Source organism: Marinomonas dokdonensis, assembly GCF_052747885.1.
Map to the genome: position 1 here is coordinate 131,110 of NZ_JBRAND010000002.1, position 19,881 is coordinate 150,990.

The window sequence follows — 19,881 nt, forward strand, 5'->3', positions numbered from 1 at the left end:
TCTATGAGTGTTCAAACCCTAATTTATATTGCTGGTCGCTTGGTTAAAGGGGCAGTGGTGTTGTTGGTTATTGCTATCTTTAACTTCTTCTTGATTCGTATGGCACCGGGTGATCCCGCTCAGGTGATGGCGGGTGAAGCGGGTGCAACGGATGAAATATTCCTTCAGCAACTAAGAGAGCAGTTTGGCCTAGATCAGCCTTTGTATTATCAGTTGTGGATCTATGTCAGCAACTTATTGCAATTTGATATGGGGATTACCTATCGACAACAAATGCCGGTTTTCGATCTGATTATGGATCGCATGCCAGCCACCTTGCTATTAACCGGTGCAGCATTTGCCTTGTCTTTACTGCTTGGTGTGCTTGCTGGAGTGGTTGCCGCCGCAAAACACCATAAATTTATGGATTCTGTCATTACAGTCGCGGCATTGATTTTTTATGCTACACCGCTTTTTTGGCTGGCAATGATGGCCGCACTTTTCTTCTCTGTGTATTTAAATTGGCTGCCAAGTTTTGGTATGCAAACAGTCGGTGAGAACCTGACTGGCTGGGAAAAAGTGAAAGATATTGGTCTGCATCTAATTCTGCCAGCGACAACTCTAGGGCTTTTCTTTACCGCGGTATATGCCCGTATGACTCGTACTTCGATGATTGAAACGAGCCGTTTGGATTTTGTCAAAACAGCCAAGGCCAAGGGCATGAAGCCTTCTCGTGTCACGACTCACCATGTACTGCGTAATGCTTTGCTACCTGTGGTTACACTGGCTGGTTTGCAAGCAGGACAATTAATTGGCGGGGCAGTGCTCACCGAGACTGTATTTGCCTGGCCTGGAATCGGTCGATTGATGTTTGAAGCACTGTTCCAGCGAGACTACAACTTGCTACTAGGTGTTTTCTTTATCTCATCCGCCATGGTTGTTCTCTTCAATTTGGTCACAGATGTTATTTATTGCATCGTTGACCCACGAATCGAGCTCTCAAAATGAATGTCATAAAATCTTTAACACATAACAAAGTGGCTATGGTTGGCTTTGCTATTCTTTCAATGTTTATTCTCATTGCGGTATTTGGTCCTTATCTATATGACGGTAATCCTTGGAGAATGGTGCAAAGGCCGTTCATTCCACCCTTTCAAAACAACCAATATATTTTGGGCACAGACACCCTAGGTCGAGATGTGTTGGCAGGATTGATTCATGGTGCTCGCATATCCTTGCTAGTGGGTCTGGTGTCGACGACCATCGCCTTACTTATCGGTATTCCTTTAGGGGCTTATGCTGGCTACTACGGTGGCTGGGTCGATGAAGTCTTGATGCGCTTCACCGAAATTTTCCAGACCGTTCCAAGTTTTGCGTTAGCGATTGTCTTGGTGGCTATATTTGAACCTTCTGTTTACTCCATAACCGGTGCTATTGCGATTGTGAGTTGGCCGCCTGTTGCACGCCTCGTACGTGGTGAGTTTCTATCTTTGCGCAGCCAAGAATACGTGCTGGCGGCGAAACTGAATGGCCAGACAAATCGCAATATTATCCTGCGTGAAATTCTGCCAAATAGCTTATCTCCCATCATAGTGCTGGCTTCTTTAATGGTAGCAAGCGCAATTTTGCTGGAATCGTCCTTATCCTTCCTTGGCCTAGGAGACCCAGAAATTATGTCTTGGGGCTATATGATCGGCGCGGCTAAGACGGTTTTACGACAAGCTTGGTGGTTAAGTTTTATCCCAGGCGTCGCTATAGCGGTAACCGTACTTTCTCTCAATCTGTTAGGCGAAGGCTTGAATGAAGCCTTGAACCCTAAACTATCTGGTAATCGGGAGAACTAATATGAAGCCTTTATTAAAAGTTGAGAAATTAAGCCTACGCTTACCCGAAGGTAGTGATCGAGAATTTGCTATTCGCGACATTAGCTATGACTTGATGCCAGGGGAATTACTCTGTGTTGTAGGGGAGTCAGGTTCCGGAAAATCTATGACAGCCAATGCCATCATGGGGCTATTGCCAAAAGTGATTGAAGTCGATCAAGGGGCCGTGACTTTTGACAGCTATGACTTAACGTCACTGGAAGAAAAGCGCGCTCGTGCGTTACGTGGCAACCGTATCAGTATGATCTTTCAAGAACCTATGACGGCACTCAATCCGTTAATGCGTGTTGAGGATCAAATCTCGGAAGTATTTTTAATACATACTCAAATGACACCAAAAGAGCGTTATGAGCGGACACTGGCATTACTTGAGGATGTGGGTCTACCTGATCCCAAGAAAATGTTGCGGGCTTATCCACACCAACTTTCTGGTGGCCAGCGACAACGTGTAATGATCGCCATGGCGTTAGCTCTTGAGCCTTCAATACTGATAGCCGATGAGCCGACCACAGCCTTAGATGTCACAACGCAAGCTCAGATACTAAAACTGATCAAAGAACTGCAGCGTAAGCATAATACCGCAGTGATGTTTATCACCCATGACTTTGGCGTGGTAGCGGAAATCGCAGATCGTGTTGTGGTAATGGAAAAAGGCGAGTTGGTCGAGATTGGTAAATGCGATGAGGTACTTAATCACCCTAAGCACCCGTATACCCAGAAATTGATCGCTGCTGTGCCACCCCTTGTTTCTCCACATCGAGAGGCCAAAGTCTATCAAGAACCCCCGATTCTATTAGTTAAAGACCTTTGCAAAACCTATTCGACCGGCGGTAGTTGGTTTAGCAAGGCTCGAATTGTGAAAGCTGCAGATAACGTAAATTTTGAGCTTCATCGAGGTGAGACACTGGGGCTTGTTGGAGAGTCGGGTTCTGGTAAATCCACAGTAAGCCGATGTGTTGTGCGTTTACTCGAAGCCGATAGTGGACAAATATTTTTAGCGGGAAATGAAATTCAATCCCTTGGAAGTAAGGCGCTTACCCCTTTTAGAAAACGCATCCAAATGGTGTTTCAAGACCCTTATGCGTCTCTTAATCCTCGTAAAACCATCGGACAAATTATTGCAGATGGCCCAATAGCTCAAGGTGTTGAGCCAAGTGTCGCGTATCAAAAAGCAGCGGATTTATTGGAATTAGTAGAACTGCCGAAAAGTGCTTTAAGTCGCTACCCTCATGAATTTTCTGGAGGCCAAAGACAAAGAGTCGGTATTGCCCGAGCCTTAGCTCATGACCCAGAAGTGCTGGTTGCCGATGAAGCTATTTCTGCTTTGGATGTGTCAGTACAGGCGCAAATTTTAGAACTGATTGAAAATCTAAAGAAACGTCTAAATCTAGCGGTTTTATTCGTTGTTCATGACCTTCGTGTGGCCGCGCAAGTGTGTGACCGAGTGATCGTCATGGAGAAGGGCAAAATTGTTGAAATGGGCGAAACCACGCACGTATTTGAATCGCCAAATCATGAATATACCAAGAGCTTAATTGCGTCGATACCCGGTGCGGGTTGGCGTTCAGGTGTGAGTGATGAAAACATTTCTCAGGGTGAAGGAGTGTGTGGTTAATGTTGTATGGAATTGCTCACAGCAGCTATTTAGATATGTCGACTTATGTCGCTTGCTTTGATCAATACTCAGATGAAATGACGTTGGTTAGTAGTGATCAAGTGGAAGATCCGTTAGCGATAACCTTCGCTTTGCTTTGGTTTCCAGAAGATGATTTTTTTGAACGTTATCCGAATGTACGTATAGTCGCTTCCATTGCCGCAGGGGTAGACAGCATCTTGGCCTGCCCAAGTTTACATGAAGGTGTCATGGTTTGTCGTAATCGTGACCCTCAGCAAGCGGCCATTATGAGTACCTTTGCAATATGGAATGTGATTAATCACCAACGTAATTTTGCTCAATATCGCCACCAGCAAGCGCAGAAAATCTGGCAACGCTTACCCATGAGAGCACCAGAAGAAATCAGTGTGGGCGTTCTTGGTTTAGGTTTTATGGGAGAGAAAATGGCCATAGACCTTCATAACCTAGGCTTTGATGTGGCGGGTTGGCGAAAAAGCAGTGCCCAAATTTCGGATTATGACATTGAGGTCTTTAGTGGTGAAAAGCAGCTAACCGATTTCTTGCAACGAACAGAGGTGCTGATCTGTGTGCTGCCTTTGACAGAGCAGACCCAAGGCATTTTATCAGCCCAGCTGTTTTCTCAATTAAAAGAAAATGCCTATCTAATTCATCTAGGACGAGGGGGACACTTGGTGTCTCAAGACCTTTTAGTGGCATTGGAAGAAGGGGCTTTGGCTGGCGCTTCAATCGATGTTTTTGACCAAGAACCATTGCCGCAAGATAGCCCACTCTGGCAACACCCCAAAATACTTGTGACACCACATGATGCAAGTGATGTTCGCCCACAGGCCGCAGTGATGAACTTGGTCCAAGAAGTTAGACGGCTAAACAAAGGCGAAATGCCGAACAATATCGTGGCAGCAACCCAAGGCTATTAAGTAGAGATATATTATGACAGTTGAAAAATGTAATCGTGAACGTCTATGGGACTCCATTATGGAGATCGGCCAAATTGGTCACGCGGAAGTGGCTGGTAGTAAAGTCGGTGGTTGCCACCGATTGGCCCTTACGGACAAAGATAAGCAAGCAAGAGATTTATTTGTTGGCTGGGCAAAAGACATTGGTTGCAGTCTAAGAGTGGACGCGATCGGTAACTTATTCCTAAGACGTGATGGTATTGATAATAGCCTAGCCCCCGTTATGACGGGCAGCCATCTTGATACGCAGCCCACAGGCGGTAAGTTTGATGGTGTCTATGGCTGTCTGGCTGGCCTTGAGTCACTTCGTTGTCTCTCTGAAAATAACATTCAGACATTACGTCCAATCGAAGTCGTGGTTTGGACAAATGAAGAGGGGGCTCGATTTAAGCCAGCAATGCTAGGTTCTGGTGTTTATGCCAATGTCTTTAAGCTCGAAGATATTTTAGCCACCAAAGACGCCCAAGGGATTAGTCTAGGTTCCGAGCTTGAGCGTCTAGGATATCAGGACCTAATGAGTAAAGAAGATCCTGGATGCCACCAATATTACGAGTTACATATTGAACAGGGACCTGTGTTAGAAGCTTTAGGAACTGACCTAGGGGTTGTTGCTGGGGTTTTGGGAATGCGTTGGTACAATGTGGAAGTTGTTGGTCGTTCCTGCCATGCAGGGCCAAGCCCAATGGAGCTGCGAAACGATGCCCTAGTCGGTGTCGCTGAAATGATTACCGAATTAACAAATATTGCTGGGCAACATAGTAAAGATAGTCGCTGCACTATTGGCGAATTAACCATTCCTAATTCCTCGACTAATGTTTCTCCAGGCAAAGTGTGTTTTTCTCTGGATCTTAGAGAAGGCAAGTTAGCTGAATTGGACGAACTTCAAACAAAAGCATTTGAGACCATTCATCGCATCGCATTTCATCATAATTTAGAGATTGATATTAAGGAAACTTGGTCTTTACCACCTTGTCCTTTTGATGAAGCCTGCCTTGCCAATATTAAACAAGCCTGCCAAACGAGCTATCCACAAGATAAGGCACATCAATTGATTAGTGGTGCAGGTCATGATGCGGTGTATGTGAGTCGCGTAGCACCGACGGCGATGATTTTTGTGCCATCCGAAGACGGTTTAAGCCATAACGAAAAAGAATACACCAGCCCAGAGCAGCTAGAAAAGGGCTGTAACGTGCTTCTTAATGCGCTGATCTTGTCGGCTAATTCTAAGTAGCTAATGGTCTAATTTCATAAGGAGAGTGTTTAATGAAAGCCTTCTATCATCAAGATCAGAGTCAGCATGATCCCAAGTTTTATATGAAAAATGGCAAGCCTATCCCTGCGCGGGAAACACCAGAGCGAGGGGATATTTTTCGTCAGGTTCTAACGGATCTGAATATATCTATCAACCCAGCGAAAGATTTTGGTTTGTCCTATATAAGTGAAGTACATTCGCCAGATTATGTGGATTTTCTTCGCTCTGTGTATGCCAAATGGAAGCAGTTGCCAGATGCGAGCGAAGAAATTATCCCGAAGAGTAACCCTGGTCGCTATGCGGCGACATACCCAAAAGATGTTATTGGTCAAGTCGGTTGGCACTTAATGGATACCTCTTGCCCCTTAGGTGAGGGGACTTGGAAAGGAGTGTATGCCTCTGCACAAACAGCGATTAGTGCCGCTGATGCACTGGCAAACAAGGAATGTACCTCTGCTTATGCTGTGTGTCGGCCACCGGGGCATCATGCCTTTAGTGATGGCGGCGCGGGATTTTGTTTTCTAAATAACTCCGCGATCGCAGCCCAGCGTTTATTGAAAGATTTTAATCGCGTGGCTATTTTGGATGTAGATTTGCATCATGGTAATGGAACACAGGCGATCTTCTGGCGTCGAAAAGATGTGATGACACTATCAATTCACGCCGATCCGGCTTATTGCTACCCACATTATTGGGGCTATGCCCATGAAAAAGGGGAAGGTGAAGGCTTCGGGTATAATGTAAATTTACCCATTTCAGAAGGTACGGGGGATGCTGAGTTTCTAGAAACGCTAGATATCGCACTTGAGCAACTGGATGCATATGCTCCGGATGCAGTGATTATTGCGCTAGGTCTGGACGCATCAGAACAAGATCCCTTCGCTGTGTTGAGCTTAACAACAGAGGGCTTTGGTGAGATTGGTAAGCGTGTAAAAGCTCTAAACAAACCGACGCTTTTTGTTCAAGAAGGTGGATATATTTCACCAATATTAGGTAGCAACCTTGCTGCTGTGTTAACCCCCTTTTCGTAATTGCTAGAATTGACTTTAACCCGTTAGAAAATTCTAACGGGTTAAGTGGTATTGATAAGCTAGAACTGATACCCAGCGTAAAATAAAGTGGCACCGGTATCTGATTCACCAGCGAGGTTTGACAGGTAAGTGAATCCTAAAGATAGTTGCTCTGTTGGCATAAATCCAGCCCCAAAATATGTTCCCGTACCTGTTTGGTTGATAGTCGCTGAGGTAACTGTATATCCAGATATGGCGCCAACTACAGTTGCTTCGATTTCGGAGCGATGTAAACCTACTTTCAAATAAAACTTATCTGAGGGCTTGTATCTCAACCCATAGTCAAATCCAGCTGCTTCAACGCCTACATCGATAGTTGCTGTTGTCCCCAAAGCTGTGAATGAAGCGTCAAGAGATGAGGCGTTAAAATAGCCAACTTCTAAATCTACTTTTTCTGATACTTCAAATGCTGCATAAAGGCGAATGAAAGAAGTTGCTTTCTCTTCTGTATATTTAATGGTTCGCCCCGTAGAATCAGCTAAAGTTTGGGCTAAATCTTCTGCGCCTAAATCTGAAGTTAAGACGCCTCCCTCAACACCAAAGTTAACGCCTTCCGCAAAGGTACTACCAGCACATAGACAAAGAGCGACCGCAATACTTTTTTTCATTTAATATCCTTATTTAATTAGACAATTTTTAACGCATGAAACAAGACCAGCACAAGCAAGAGTACTTTCTCGTTGTGTTAGTTAAGAGTGGTTTTATTGAATTCGAATTGGCGGAGTACATCTATCTGCTTAGAGCTCAGATGAACCATGTAATAAGCTGAGCAAAACTTAAGCAAAATGAGGAACGCTAGGTTTTGGTACATTTTTAACTAATAGACATATCAGCCAGATTTTCCATAAACCGCTGTATACGAAGAGGTTTTAGCCTTTACTGTCCCTAGTAAAAGAATACACTTTTTAACATCTAACGAACCATGGATTATTTTAACTACAGTCAGCATTAACCTGACATAAGCAATTCTCCGTCCAAAGCCGAATAAGAATACCTTTTATGGAAGGGTATGTTAAGTTTTGTGTCAATTTTACGAAAAAAAACAACGTTGAAAACAATTTAATTATGCGATACCTCAATTCAGTTATGACGGTCTAGCATTTTCCTCTTTTGCTTATATTCATCTTAGACAATTAGAAAGCCTGTTAATGAGATTTATTCTCAAATGTCTGGATATTTATTTTTTTATATATAATAATGGTTCTCATTACGTTTTCATGAACGATTGATGGGGGTACAGGATGCAACATTGGGAGCGCTTAACCAGACAGGCCAACCGAGCTTATTCGAACCATGCTTATCTAGAGGCGGTGGATTTGAATCGCCAAGCTTTATCGCAAGCCGAACTCTCTTTTACGGAGGATTTTCACAAGGACGCAGAGTCTGCTGTGGCAGCCGCTGTGGTGAGCTTCCTTAATATCGCTGAGTCATACACGGCTTTAGGAGATTTCATCTCTGCAAACAGCCAATATGAGTTAGCGGTGAACTTCCTGCAAACCATCATAGTTCGAACCGATGTTACCGAAGAGCAACGTGATCTAATTTCCCGAACGGGTACGCATATTCGTTTTGAATGGGAGTTGTTTACCCAGAGCCACGGTAAAGCGTTCTCTTCTCAAAGTAAGGCGTTGCTACAGGCGCTAACCCAAGCGGTGTCTTATTCTAATTCGGCAGTGCAGCATTAATTTGCTGACTTGGTTTTATTCAATTTAGAGGATTATTTATGAAAAAATTGCTTTCTAATCTCATGGTGTTAAGCCTTGCAGTTCTAACGAGCCAAGTGGCACTTGCTCACCCAGGTCATGACCATTCTCACTGGACCAGCAACCCAATTCATATCATCACTATGGTTGCCATTGGCACAGTGATCGTTGGTGGTTTGGTATACAAACAAACGTCTCGTATCCGTAATCGCAAGGAGAAATAAGACATGATGCATAGTGTGATTAAAACTCTAGATAAAGTAATTGGTTTTCAAACGGCGCAAGCTCATTGTGACATTCCTTGTAAAATCTACGATCCGTCTACTGCTCAACTGGCGGCTTTAAGCTGTGTTCGTCTGATTGATCTGATCGTAGAACTTGAAGCAAAAGAAGCGTTGGGTGTTGCCGATATCGCGCAAATTTCTCGTTTGGTTAGTGAAAAAGAAACAGCCAGCAGTGAAGTGAAAGAAGCCGTACGTATCATTTGGGGTGATTACTTCAAAGGGCCACAATTTGAGCAAGTACCAAATGCCCACGCTTTGACTCACAGCATCATGATGCAAGCGTCGAAATGCAAGCAAACGGTTGATAGAGAAGAAGCTGAAAAGCTGGTTGAACTGGTCAATGAGTTTGCTGAGGCATTTTGGTTAACCAAGGGCGTGGCGACTTATCGTAGTACTTGTCCTTACCCACCACTATTAGAGGTGGTTTACCCAGATCTAAAAGGTTAGTAAAGATCACTAACAGGGAGGTGCAATGCTGCGCTTAATTAAAGTTCAAGGTGAAAGTATGGCGCCGCGACTATTAGACGGGGATTTTGTACTAATCAGTCGTTGGTATCCTTCTTTAAAGGCAGGACAGCTGGTGGTGGTTGACCATGCACTGTACGGCGTTATCGTGAAGAAAGTTCTTCACATTGCGCCGGATGGACAACTTTGGTTGGGTGGTGAAAACAACCAAAGTTTATTATCGGAACGTATTGGTTGGGTATCACCACGACGTATTCTGGGTAAGGTCATCACCTGCATTTGTGCTTCTGCCCAACATAAGCTGGTAAAGGATTAGGCTCATGTTGGTCCTCTCCAGAAAGTGTCTAGATTTCTAGACACTTTCTATAATTTTCTAAAAATGACTCCCAGGCAGACAGTTGGCCTAAGCCGCCAGTTTCACTAAAATCTCGGCAAATTCACCCCATTCCTGTTATTTGCTTTCTGGAGTTTGAAATGTCGTCCGCTACGTTACCTCAGGCTAAAAAACACACGCGCTTAGAAGATGCTCAAGCCATGATTATTGGCACCATGATCATTGCCCTTGGTGTTAACCTCTTTACCCAAGCTGGCTTGCTAACAGGCGGTTCTGCTGGGTTGGCATTCTTAATTCAATATTCGACACCGCTCTCTTTTGGTCAGGCTTTTTTTCTGATCAATATTCCCTTTTATGCTTTAGCTATTTGGCACTTCGGCTGGGAATTCACCTTAAAAACCTTTTTGGCGGTCTTTTGCCTGTCAGTTTTTTCTGATGTGACACCTCTGCTTGTTAGCTTTGAGAATGTAGATCCTATCTATGCAAGTGTGGCCGGTGGCTTTTTAATGGGGGTTGGTTTTCTCATGCTGTTCCGCCATAACGCCAGCCTAGGTGGTGTGAATATCTTGGCGCGTTATCTGGCAGAAAAATATGGCATTTCTATGGGCAAGTTTCAAATGGCCATTGACTGCATGATAGTGCTGACATCTGTCTTTGTGATGGATGTAATGCTGATCGCCATTTCATTTATTGGTGCTGTGGCGCTGAACATGATCATTGCGGTCAATCACAAACCTGGCCGTTACATGGGCAATGTTTAACGCACAGATTTATCGATGTTCAATAGAAAGGCGGCAATTGAGCCGCTTTTTTGCGTATATTTTGGACAATATCGTTTTGCTCGGGCGAGTTGATTCCTTCAATGGCGCAGGTCGGGTATCATAGCGTTACTAAAGGCATAGAAGGAAAATCAGTTTGGAGCTGCTTAAAGTCGATAATCTTAATCCTTATCTAGAGGATTTAATTGAGCTGCTATGTGATGCCGTTGACTCCGGTGCCCCCATAGGTTTTTTACCCCCCATGAGCGAATCTGAAGCCAAGGCTTATTGGCTGTCTGTGAATGATGATTTGCAAGTAAATAGTCGCCAAGTACTCTTGGTTCGCGAAGACGATAAGGTGGTAGGCAGTGTACAGATTGCCATGTCTCCGAAAGCCAATGCCTTGCACCGTTGCGATGTTGAAAAGCTTATGGTGCATACTCAAGCACGAGAAAATGGCCTTGGCAGTGTCCTAATGCAAGGGGTCGAGCGCGTTGCCGCCGCCATGCAAAGACAGCTTCTCATCCTAGAAGTAAGAAGTGACGACATTGCCCATGATATGTATGTCAATATGGGCTACATCCCCTTTGGGGAAGTGCCGGGTTATATACGCAGTGCAAATGGCATGTTGTATAATTCGACCTTTTTTTACAAAGAAATTGAACCTACACACGAAGTGTTTACCTAATTTTAAATAGCCTAGGCGATTCTTTTGAGACTTGATTTTTATCTATCCCACGTGACCGATCTGGCACGTAAAGCAGCAAAAATAGCCGCGGCAAAAGGCCGTGTAACCGTCAATGGTGTGGAAGTGAAAAAAGCCAATCACACCATAGTGGAAGGGGATCAAGTGTGTCTTGATGGCGAGCTGCTCGCTTGGCCTTCTGAGGGTTACTATCTGATGCACAAACCAGCTGGCTATGTTTGTGCAAACACCGACGCGGAACATCCAACGGTGCTGGATTTACTGCCAAGCCATCTGGGTCAAGGGCTGAACATTGTTGGACGTCTCGATAAAGACACCACAGGTTTGTTGTTATTAACCACAGACGGACAATGGCTGCACCGAATTACCTCTCCCCGTAATGCTTGTCATAAACGTTATCGTATGATGTTGGCTGAGCCCATCAGTGATGAAGCACTACAGACGCTTGAAGAGGGCGTGATGCTCAACGGCGAAAGCCAAGCCACATTACCAGCAAAAGCTCAGCGTTTGGCGGAACAGGAAATTTACCTGACCATTCAAGAAGGTAAGTATCATCAGGTGAAACGTATGCTGGCGGCAGTGGGTAACAGAGTGGTTAATCTGCATCGAGATCAAATTGGTGAGCTGACACTGGATGCAGAACTACAAGCCGGTGAGTTTCGTGAACTCACGGAACAAGAAGTGGCCTACTTCTAAAATTTATTGCAAGGTTTAACTATTTTACTGGGAGTAATGCCATGAAAGAATTATCGATGGATGAAAGAGTGCAGCTGTTAGTGGCTCCAGATAGCGAACGTTTAGCTTATTTTGTTGAGCAAGCGAAAGCCACAGAAACCGTTTGGAGCTTGAGTAACGACGAAGGCTTTGTGATGGTGGAAACCGACGACGGCGATTGTGTCATGGTGTGGCCAGACGCAGAGTTTGCCAGCCAATGGGCAATCGAAGATTGGGAAGATTGCGAACCCGTTGCTGTCAGTTTAGACATTTTCAAAAGCCAATGGTTACCAAGTTTGGCGATGGATAAAATTACGGTTGCTGTGTTTCCTAACATAGAAGACGAAGGCAGTTTATCCAGTGCAGAAGAGTTGACCGAATTGTTTGCTTAACACTGTCATCGTCAGTGGAGGCTTGCTAGGTTAGATAATAATGGAATGACAAGAAAGGTATTGTTTGAGCATGAGTACTCGCAAAGCGAATCGTATTGAAACCTTGGCAAAGATACTAGATGCCGCAGAAATTGAGTTTGGCTTAAAGGGCTTTAGTGGTGCTAGTTTGCAGCATATTGCTGATCGAGCAGAGCTTCCGAAGGCAAATATCGTCTATTACTTTCAAAGCAAAGAAAAGCTTTATAAAGAAGTATTAAACAATATCCTAACGGGCTGGAACGATGTTTTTTCACGGGCAACCGTGAACGATGACCCTGCCCATGTTCTCGATGAATTTATTCGTACTAAACTCGCCTTTAGTGTCTCGAAAGGTCGTTCCTCACGTATCTTTGCCATGGAAGTCATTGGCGGCGCAAATCACATAGGGGATTACTTAAAAGATGAATTATCCCCTTGGTTTGAATCTCGCATAGCCCTAATCGAAGCTTGGATCGCAGCAGGCAAAATGCGCGCGATTGAGCCGGCCAGCTTGATCTATATGATCTGGGCGACAACGCAACACTACGCTGATTTCGAAGCGCAAATATTGGCTCTAGGTGGCGACGATGCTATGGATGAAGCTCATCTACAGCGTATTGGCGATACCGTAAGCTCCATTATTTTGCAAGGTTGTGGTTTAAGCCTAGAGGCTTGATTGTAAAGGTGTGAGCACAAAAAAGGGCTGCTCGTTGTAAGACGAGCAGCCCTTTTTTCATGAGGCTAAGTTAGCTTCTAAAGTGTTTGGCTAAGGCCTGCCATTGTTGTTCAGATTGTGCGGTTAACATTTCTCCATCCAGCATGCTGGGTGAATATTCTTCCCCTTGGAGTGTTCTGCAAACCCCACCCGCTTCAGTATAAATCAGCACGCCAGCAGCATGATCCCAAGGCATCATCTTGTAGGTCAGGCTAAAGTGAAAATGCCCCTGAGAAAGTTGTCGATACGCTGGGCAGGAGGGCAGGTTATTAATGCGAGCAAACTTGGTCGCTTTAAGGGCAAAGTCTTGTTTCTTCGCTCCTGTGTAGGAGTGAATCGACATAATACCGGCTAACTTGCTGAGGTCTTCTTCGGCGCTCACCTGTAAAGCCAAAGGTGCTTGTTCTAAGTCTTTGATGGCTGCCTTACCTTGCTCGTGCATTAGAGTGCGCTGATAAAACGCCCCTTCTCCTTGGTTGGCGTAGATCCAATCATCATTCACTGGATCATAAAGTAGACCAAAGCGAGTGGTGCCTTCGACGACCACAGCCAAAATAATGCCGAAGTCGGCAATGCCATGGGCAAAGTTCCAAGTGCCGTCTATAGGGTCAATGATGACACAGGTTTTGGCGCTGCTAATTAAGTCTGTCGTGTTTGGATCCGCGGCGACCGCTTCCTCGCCAACAATGGCCCAATCTGGGAAATACTTTTTAATTTCTGCGCTAATGAAGTCTTCACTGGCTTGATCCGCAATGGTCACTAAGTCGCTCACGCTGGTTTTGACCGCCACATCCCCATGATTGAGTTGTCGAAAGTTGGGCATGACGACCTGTTGTCCTGCACGACGTACGATATCTATGAGTTGATGCTGGCTGCTCTGCTCAAGATTCATTTGTGGTCACTCCTTAAAACACAAAGATAAAAGCGCAATTCGTTTTTTTAACTAAAAAGGTATAGTTTAACTGAATCGTAACCAATCAATGTTACGGTTCGGGTATAGTTATATGAAAACTTAGTGGAAGTTAATCATGCCAACATCTGCCTCGGCAGTCCAAGAGAACCTGCATTTTCTTTTAAATGAAATAGAAAATCATTGTCAGCTAGCAGAACTATTTTACAGCAGTCATTCGCCTGATTTACTGCTGCGTATGCGTTCGCGTCGCGGCTACGTGCAAACCCTGCGGGAAAAAATGGAAAAAGAATGTGCTCAGCTGATCGAACGAAGAAAACCGGGTACGGCTTTCTATATGCGGGTCGAGGCCTTTCGAAGCTTAGCTCACGTGCTGGATAGCATTTCTAATGACTTTCTAAACTGCCTAGAAGAAGCGACCTTACCACAAGCTTACCAAGCTCCAGCAAGCACGCTTTGCCATGAGCTAGTGCGCCGCATTCAACGTTCTATCCGTCTAGTAAAACTGGGTATGGAAAAGTCTCACCGCCGCACAGGGATCAAGCTTGGGCGTCGAGTGCAAAGTATGCTCAGTGCCTATGAGGAAATTCAACAAGTCACCTTGGCCGCTAAAAACACATTAAGCGATGAGCAGCTACGAGCGGCGTTACTCGCCAGTTACTGTTTGAAAAACATTATCTCGCGCTTAGCCATGGTGGGGGAGGCGCTGATCAAAGCCGATCTTGGCCAGGTGGTTTCCTTACAAAACTATGATCACCTGCGCGCTACGGCCTCTTCATTGAACTACAGTTTGAGCGACCTAAAAGTAAGGCGCTTAGCGCTAACCCGTTCGGGCAGTGCCATTGCCACTATTAGCCATAAAAAGAAACTGGATGGTGAAGTACTGGCGGTTTACAAAGAGGGTGATCAGGAAAAAATTGCCGAAGAAGTGCAGGGCGTAAAGCAGTGGCGTGATGTGGATCCAAAGTTGGCGCCGGATGTACTTTCTCACAGCCAACCGAGTAAGGATACTTCAGCATTATTAATTGAACATATGCCGGGTAAGACTTTAGAAGCCTTATTACTGGGTGAGAAAAACCGCAGTGTTGCCGCTGCCCTCAAGGCACTTTTTGATACCCTAAAGAACATTTGGGAAAAGACTCATACTAACGAGTCTTGTAATCCAAAATTCATGCGTCAGTTAGCAAAACGCTTGCCTGACAGCAGCAAGGTTCATCCTAAGTTTTTCACCGAGGAGCATAACTTATGTGGTTATGTATCCGCTTCTTTTGATGATTTAGTTGCGCAGGTGGAAAAGCTAGAAACCAGTTGGAAAGCACCGTTTTCAGTCTTGATTCACGGTGATTTTAACGTCGACAACCTGATCTATGACGATGCAGCCCAGCGTATCTATTTTATAGATTTACACCGTTCTAGCTACTTTGACTATGTGCAAGATATCTCAGTATTAATGGTGTCCATCTACCGCTTACAAGTGTTGAGTGGTTCTACCCGAGCACTGATGATGGATTCCGCCAAGGAGATTTATCTGTTTGCTCAACGCTTTGCAAAACGTCATGATGATAAATATTTTGAACTTAGATTGGCTGCTGGGCTGGCTCGATCCTTTGCCACGTCAACACGATTTATTTTTGATAAAAAGTTAGCGTCACGTATGCATTTAAGAGCGCGCTATTTGTTAGAACGTTTAGCCGCGCTGAGTCCAGACGAAGAACTAACATTTAAAATTCCCTTAAAGGAGCTGTATTTTGAGTAATCCCTCTGCGTTGCAAGAAAGTGTCGAGGCTAATGGTCGCAAGAAGCGTATAGGCGTCGTAGGGATACCGGGCAAATGGTCAACGGAAGTGCTGGCCGATCGTCTTGAGGCCAAAACTGGCTTTCGAGCAGTCATTGATATGAAAGATGTTGAGCTGCGTTTAGACACTAATCAGGTCATGTGGCAGGGACTAGATTTGTCCACTCTAGATGGCTTGATTGTGAAGAAAATCAGTGAAGTTTACTCCCCAAGCACTGAAGATCGTATCCACCTGCTTTCTCATTTAGAAAAGCTAGGAGTAAAGGTATTTAGCCCGACTCAAAGCATGGACAAGTTGATCAATCGCTTGAGCGGTACATTGGCTTTGCACCAAGGTGATATTCCTATGCCTAAGACTCGAGTAACCGAGTCTGCACAATTAGCTTTCGAGACGGTTCGTGAATACGGTTCAGCCATTTTAAAGCCCTTGTACTCAACCAAGGCTCGAGGCATGTTGATACTGGGTGAAAAAGATTCAGATGAAGTAGTCAAAGAACAGTTGGCTGAATATTTAGAACATAACTCTATTTACTACATACAAGAAGCTCTAGACCTGAATGGCCGTGATCTTGGCATGGTCTTCTTGGGCGGTGAATACTTGTGTACTTATGCACGAGTGGCGGGCGGTGATGCTTGGAACACAACCATTCATAGTGGCGGACGTTATGAAAAATATGAAGCAGACGAGGCGCTTATCGAGTTAGGTCGACGTGCGCAAGCGTGTTATGACATGAGCTTCACAACCGTTGATATTGCCTTAACTGATCAAGGGCCAGTGGTCTTTGAAGTATCTGCATTTGGTGGTTTTAAAGGCGCTAAAGAAGGTTGTGGTGTCGATGCGGCCGAAGCGTATGCCCAGTATGCACTGGCTCAGGTGGAGAAATAATATGCTGACAAACCCTCTTGATAATCATCAAATTAAATTGGCGATGGCAGACTGTCAGCATCAAGCGAGCTTGGTGTTTGGTGGCTTAAAAGTTGTGGTTCATACAAATGAAAAGTCGCTTTTGGATGAGTTAAAAGATTATTACAAAAGTTATCTGATCGTTGGCGAGACCACAAAAACCATCAATGTGTACGCTATACATCAGCCAGCAGTTGAGGACTCTCTGGATTGGTTAGATGTGCCGAGAGAAGCGGGAAAACAAGGTAAAAAAGAAGGCTATTTAGACAGCACGGCTGGTCGTTGGATCAAGAAATTTAAAACTGGCATGTTAATGCTACAGCGTCAGCGTGACCCCGTGGTAGTGGGCCCTTGTTTGGACAATCTTGCGCAGATTATCAACTTTGTGAACAACCAGTTTATCAATACCTATTTACGCCAAGACTGCTTACTTGGCCATGCTTCTGGTTATTGCATCGATGGTGATGTCACGGCCATTGCGGCAGGCTCTGGTGGCGGTAAATCGACCTTGATGCTGCGCTGCTTAGAAGACAGTCGTCGACAGTTTTTGACTAATGACAGATTATTGATGCAGGTGGCAGACCAGCAAGTCAATGCTATTGGTGTGGCGAAATTACCGCGAGTCAATCCGGGCACCTTATTGCATTCGCACCAAGAACGCTTAAAACATATTTTGCCAGATGACCAACAAGTAGCTGTGCAGGCACTTACTCAACAAGAGCTTTGGGTGTTAGAGCAGAAATACGATGTGCAAATTGAAGATGAGTATGGTCCAGGTCGCGTTACCTTAACCGGTAAGCTGAAAAATCTGATTATGCTTGATTGGACGTTAAATGAAGCTCAGCCGACTCAGTTGAACTTGGTTGATCTAAATCAAGAGCCTGATGCCATTGAAGGCCTTCGTAAACGTCCAGGGCCTTTTTATCAAGACGATGAAGGGGACTTTAAAGCCTTAACCGAATGCGATTCTGTCGAGAAATACTGTGCCGCCTTGCAGTCTGTGAAGGTATATCGTCTGTCAGGGCGTATCGATTTTGATAAAGCCTTTGAGCTTATCGCGGAGTTAGACAAGTCATGATGAAACGCTGCGCTTTAATACGCCATGGAGCCTATGAGCAACTTAAAAATGTGCCGAGTGCTTTGCAACCTTACCCTCTCACCGAAGCGGGTGAGGAGGAAGTGCGTCAACAAGCCAGAGAGTTTGCTCGCTGGCTAAAGGCTGATGGGGCGCAGCTTGATCCCATCATTGACTCTTCAACCTTGCTAAGGGCTTGGCAAACAGCCGACATTTATCGCCAAGAGCTCAGTGAGTTCTTTACCGAACCTGCCCAGATAAACAGCTATGCTGAATTATGTGAGCGCAGTGTCGGAGCGGTAGCGAATTTAGATATTGCAGAAATAGAGCGGATAATTGAGCTGGATCCTAGATACAGCACTCCGCCAGAAAACTGGAAATCCATGAGTACTTATAAGCTGCCTTTTGATGGCGCTGAGTCCTTATTGGACGCTGGTGAACGAGTGGCCAACCACCTTCGTCACTGGCATCAACAAGCGGGAAATAACATTAAATTGATCGTGGGACACGGGGCGTCGATTCGCCATGCCGCTTACCATCTAGATGTTATTTCCTTAAGTGATATTAAAAAGCTTAGCATGTTTTATGGGCATCCCGTTGTATTTGCGTTTGCCGATGACTTGTCTGCTAGTGGCCCAATTTATGGCCAATGGAAACAGCGTCAGGCCCAAGACGTACCTGATTAACAACGTATACACATAGGTTTAACCCATGCGAAGCCCATTACCCCAAATTAACGATAAACCCGAACACGCAGAGATTATTGCTCGCCTCCCTAATGAGTGGACGGCATGGCCCCAAGACAGTGGCTCAAGTAATGCCATGGCGAGAACTTCTGTAAACACGCCAGGCAAAACGCTCAAAAAGAGCAAGCTGGCATGGCCTAAACGTCCTGTGGTGTTTATTTCTGACCCTCATGCGGATGCTACAGCGTTTGAAGCTTCCCTTATCGCGGCTGGTGTTGCTACCCAACGTAAAACTGGGCTGGGCAAACTCAAGCTCACCAAATCTGGCCGCAAAACGGAGATCATTATCGGTGGGGACTGTCTGGATAAAGGACCAAGTAACTTAGCGTTATTGCGCAGTGTAAAGCAGCTGTATCGTTTAAAAGCTCGAGTTACCTTGCTAGCAGGCAATCATGACCTACGTTTGATCATGGGCTTATTGGCTTTAGCGCGCAAAAAAGACATTGGTAACCAACATTTCTTCGTGCGCATGGGGAAAAAAGTAGTGCCATTATTTAAAGAAGTGTTTGAACAGTATTTGGCGGACACCAAGTGGGACAAAAAAATTCCAGATGAAGATACTTGTCGCGATATTTTGTTTCCCAATGATAAATGGTTCGAAGCTTTTCCTTACCATGCTGCAGGTCAATTGACGGCGGAAGGTATTGATCGGGAAGTGCGTAAAATGCGCTCTAAAGTACAAAGCTTTGAAAATCACTGCTTGGCTGCGGGCTTGTCCCTCAGACATGTGTATGCGGCTTCTCTCATGTGCCAAAAACTGTTTCTACATAAAAAAGGCGAGTTTGCTTGGTTCTTCCGCAAAATGAAGCTGGTGGAAAAACGCGGCTCCTTCTTGTTTTTACACGCGGGCTTGGACGATACCATGGGGGAATTATTGCTAAAAAGCGGCATCAAGTACGCGAATAAAGCCTTCCATCGAAACCTGAAACATCGTGATTTATTTGGTTTTTATTACAGCTCTATCGCCAATACCTTCCGTACCAAGTACCGAGATGCCGACTTGCCACTCACTGAACGTGGCGTCAAAGCCATCCATAAAGCTGGGATTCATGTGGTGGTACAGGGGCATGTGAACCGACAGCAGGGGCAAAGAGTCACAGTGAAGAAAGGTCTGATTCATGTGGAAGCGGACATCACCTTAGATGAACATTCCCGCCGCAGTGAAGGGCTAGACAGTTACGGCATAGGTGCTACCTTGATTAACAAGCGCCAAGGTTTAATCGGTATCAGTTGTGATTACCCCACGGCGAAAGTGATGAAACCTCAAGCATTACGCCAAATATACGGATAACAAAGATGAAGTCGAAAACAGAGTTCAAACACGAAGCCTTGCTCGACGCAGAAGATGTGCAAGAGTTGTTAAAGTCTCTTTCTAAAGGGCTTGGCAAGGGCAAGTTAGAGTTTAGTGATGATAAAGGCATGTTAAGTCTGCAGCCAGAAGGCTTGCTGTATCTGAAGGTCACAGCCGCAGAAGAAGATGATAGACAACAAGTGGACATTAAAATCCGTTGGGAAAAACAGCCCAAAAAGCTAAGTAAAGACTTGCCGAAAATCAGCAGTTAAAAATGACCCTAGGACATACTAAT

23 protein-coding genes are annotated in these 19,881 nt (G+C 45.0%); 21 read left to right on the forward strand and 2 right to left on the reverse strand.

All coding sequences use genetic code 11. The annotated features are described in order from the left end of the window. The first annotated feature begins 3 nt into the window (after positions 1–3). From ACUM5Y_RS05120 to ACUM5Y_RS05145, 6 genes are read left to right on the forward strand one after another with little or no spacing between them, the layout of a single operon-like run. Positions 4–987 carry an ABC transporter permease gene (locus tag ACUM5Y_RS05120; protein WP_445975789.1) on the forward strand — a complete coding sequence of 328 codons (984 nt, stop codon included), beginning with the start codon at positions 4–6 and terminating at the stop codon, positions 985–987. Next, entirely contained in the window at positions 984–1,823 is an 840-nt protein-coding gene (locus tag ACUM5Y_RS05125; RefSeq protein ID WP_445975790.1) for an ABC transporter permease, read from the forward strand. Before ACUM5Y_RS05120 ends, ACUM5Y_RS05125 begins: the two co-directional genes overlap by 4 nt. Before the next feature lies 1 nt (position 1,824). Then, positions 1,825–3,477: an ABC transporter ATP-binding protein gene (locus ACUM5Y_RS05130; RefSeq protein ID WP_445975791.1), complete on the forward strand. Its 1,653-nt coding sequence runs from the start codon at positions 1,825–1,827 to the stop codon at positions 3,475–3,477. Next, entirely contained in the window at positions 3,477–4,415 is a 939-nt protein-coding gene (locus ACUM5Y_RS05135) for a 2-hydroxyacid dehydrogenase (RefSeq protein ID WP_445975792.1), read from the forward strand. The genes ACUM5Y_RS05130 and ACUM5Y_RS05135 overlap by 1 nt, the downstream gene beginning before the upstream one ends. 13 nt (positions 4,416–4,428) lie before the next feature. Further along, entirely contained in the window at positions 4,429–5,685 is a 1,257-nt protein-coding gene (locus ACUM5Y_RS05140) for a M20 family metallo-hydrolase (protein ID WP_445975793.1), read from the forward strand. Between the two features lie 32 nt (positions 5,686–5,717). Then, on the forward strand, positions 5,718–6,737 hold the full coding sequence (locus ACUM5Y_RS05145; RefSeq protein ID WP_445975794.1) for a histone deacetylase family protein: 1,020 nt from the start codon (positions 5,718–5,720) through the stop codon (positions 6,735–6,737). Between the two features lie 59 nt (positions 6,738–6,796). Here the strand turns inward: ACUM5Y_RS05145 and ACUM5Y_RS05150 are convergent, their stop codons facing one another. Next, positions 6,797–7,384 carry a hypothetical protein gene (locus tag ACUM5Y_RS05150; RefSeq protein WP_445975795.1) on the reverse strand — a complete coding sequence of 196 codons (588 nt, stop codon included), beginning with the start codon at positions 7,382–7,384 and terminating at the stop codon, positions 6,797–6,799. A gap of 633 nt (positions 7,385–8,017) precedes the next feature. Here ACUM5Y_RS05150 and ACUM5Y_RS05155 point away from each other — a divergent pair. The 9 genes from ACUM5Y_RS05155 (at position 8,018) to ACUM5Y_RS05195 (ending at position 12,826) form a co-directional block, all read left to right on the forward strand. Continuing rightward, a complete protein-coding gene (locus ACUM5Y_RS05155; RefSeq protein ID WP_445975796.1) occupies positions 8,018–8,461 on the forward strand; it encodes a DUF2753 family protein in 444 nt (147 codons plus the stop codon). 38 nt (positions 8,462–8,499) lie between these two features. After that, positions 8,500–8,703, forward strand: a complete 204-nt coding sequence (locus tag ACUM5Y_RS05160) for a hypothetical protein (RefSeq protein ID WP_445975797.1) — start codon at positions 8,500–8,502, stop codon at positions 8,701–8,703. A 3-nt stretch (positions 8,704–8,706) separates the two neighbouring features. After that, the gene (gene sodN, locus ACUM5Y_RS05165; RefSeq protein ID WP_445975798.1) at positions 8,707–9,210 is read left to right on the forward strand and encodes a superoxide dismutase, Ni; all 504 of its coding nucleotides are present in this window, start codon (positions 8,707–8,709) and stop codon (positions 9,208–9,210) included. A 25-nt stretch (positions 9,211–9,235) separates the two neighbouring features. After that, a complete protein-coding gene (locus ACUM5Y_RS05170) occupies positions 9,236–9,544 on the forward strand; it encodes a S24/S26 family peptidase (RefSeq protein WP_445975799.1) in 309 nt (102 codons plus the stop codon). 158 nt (positions 9,545–9,702) lie between these two features. Continuing rightward, positions 9,703–10,323 (forward strand): YitT family protein, encoded by a 621-nt coding sequence (locus ACUM5Y_RS05175; protein ID WP_445975800.1) that lies wholly within the window; start codon positions 9,703–9,705, stop codon positions 10,321–10,323. Between the two features lie 154 nt (positions 10,324–10,477). Next, positions 10,478–11,008 carry a GNAT family N-acetyltransferase gene (locus ACUM5Y_RS05180; RefSeq protein WP_445975801.1) on the forward strand — a complete coding sequence of 177 codons (531 nt, stop codon included), beginning with the start codon at positions 10,478–10,480 and terminating at the stop codon, positions 11,006–11,008. A 24-nt stretch (positions 11,009–11,032) separates the two neighbouring features. Beyond that, positions 11,033–11,722, forward strand: a complete 690-nt coding sequence (locus tag ACUM5Y_RS05185) for a 16S rRNA pseudouridine(516) synthase (RefSeq protein ID WP_445975802.1) — start codon at positions 11,033–11,035, stop codon at positions 11,720–11,722. A 41-nt stretch (positions 11,723–11,763) separates the two neighbouring features. Further along, on the forward strand, positions 11,764–12,132 hold the full coding sequence (locus ACUM5Y_RS05190; RefSeq protein WP_445975803.1) for a DUF2750 domain-containing protein: 369 nt from the start codon (positions 11,764–11,766) through the stop codon (positions 12,130–12,132). A 70-nt stretch (positions 12,133–12,202) separates the two neighbouring features. Then, positions 12,203–12,826 carry a TetR/AcrR family transcriptional regulator gene (locus ACUM5Y_RS05195; protein ID WP_445975804.1) on the forward strand — a complete coding sequence of 208 codons (624 nt, stop codon included), beginning with the start codon at positions 12,203–12,205 and terminating at the stop codon, positions 12,824–12,826. Between the two features lie 70 nt (positions 12,827–12,896). On the opposite strand, the gene ACUM5Y_RS05200 is transcribed toward ACUM5Y_RS05195, so the two are convergent. Next, a complete protein-coding gene (locus ACUM5Y_RS05200) occupies positions 12,897–13,757 on the reverse strand; it encodes an inositol monophosphatase family protein (protein ID WP_445975805.1) in 861 nt (286 codons plus the stop codon). Positions 13,758–13,893: 136 nt separating this feature from the next. On the opposite strand from ACUM5Y_RS05200, the gene ACUM5Y_RS05205 reads away from it, so the two are divergent. From ACUM5Y_RS05205 to ACUM5Y_RS05230, 6 genes are read left to right on the forward strand one after another with little or no spacing between them, the layout of a single operon-like run. After that, the gene (locus ACUM5Y_RS05205; protein WP_445975806.1) at positions 13,894–15,531 is read left to right on the forward strand and encodes a phosphotransferase; all 1,638 of its coding nucleotides are present in this window, start codon (positions 13,894–13,896) and stop codon (positions 15,529–15,531) included. Next, the gene (locus ACUM5Y_RS05210; protein WP_445975807.1) at positions 15,524–16,456 is read left to right on the forward strand and encodes a GAK system ATP-grasp enzyme; all 933 of its coding nucleotides are present in this window, start codon (positions 15,524–15,526) and stop codon (positions 16,454–16,456) included. Before ACUM5Y_RS05205 ends, ACUM5Y_RS05210 begins: the two co-directional genes overlap by 8 nt. Position 16,457: 1 nt before the next feature. Next, complete coding sequence (locus tag ACUM5Y_RS05215; protein ID WP_445975808.1) at positions 16,458–17,552, forward strand: HprK-related kinase B; 1,095 nt, start codon at positions 16,458–16,460, stop codon at positions 17,550–17,552. Then, a complete protein-coding gene (locus ACUM5Y_RS05220) occupies positions 17,549–18,235 on the forward strand; it encodes a histidine phosphatase family protein (RefSeq protein ID WP_445975809.1) in 687 nt (228 codons plus the stop codon). The genes ACUM5Y_RS05215 and ACUM5Y_RS05220 overlap by 4 nt, the downstream gene beginning before the upstream one ends. 25 nt (positions 18,236–18,260) lie before the next feature. Then, complete coding sequence (locus ACUM5Y_RS05225; RefSeq protein WP_445975810.1) at positions 18,261–19,586, forward strand: metallophosphoesterase; 1,326 nt, start codon at positions 18,261–18,263, stop codon at positions 19,584–19,586. Positions 19,587–19,591: 5 nt separating this feature from the next. Next, positions 19,592–19,858, forward strand: coding sequence for an amphi-Trp domain-containing protein (locus tag ACUM5Y_RS05230; RefSeq protein ID WP_445975811.1), 267 nt, complete (start codon positions 19,592–19,594; stop codon positions 19,856–19,858). Positions 19,859–19,881 lie beyond the last annotated feature (23 nt).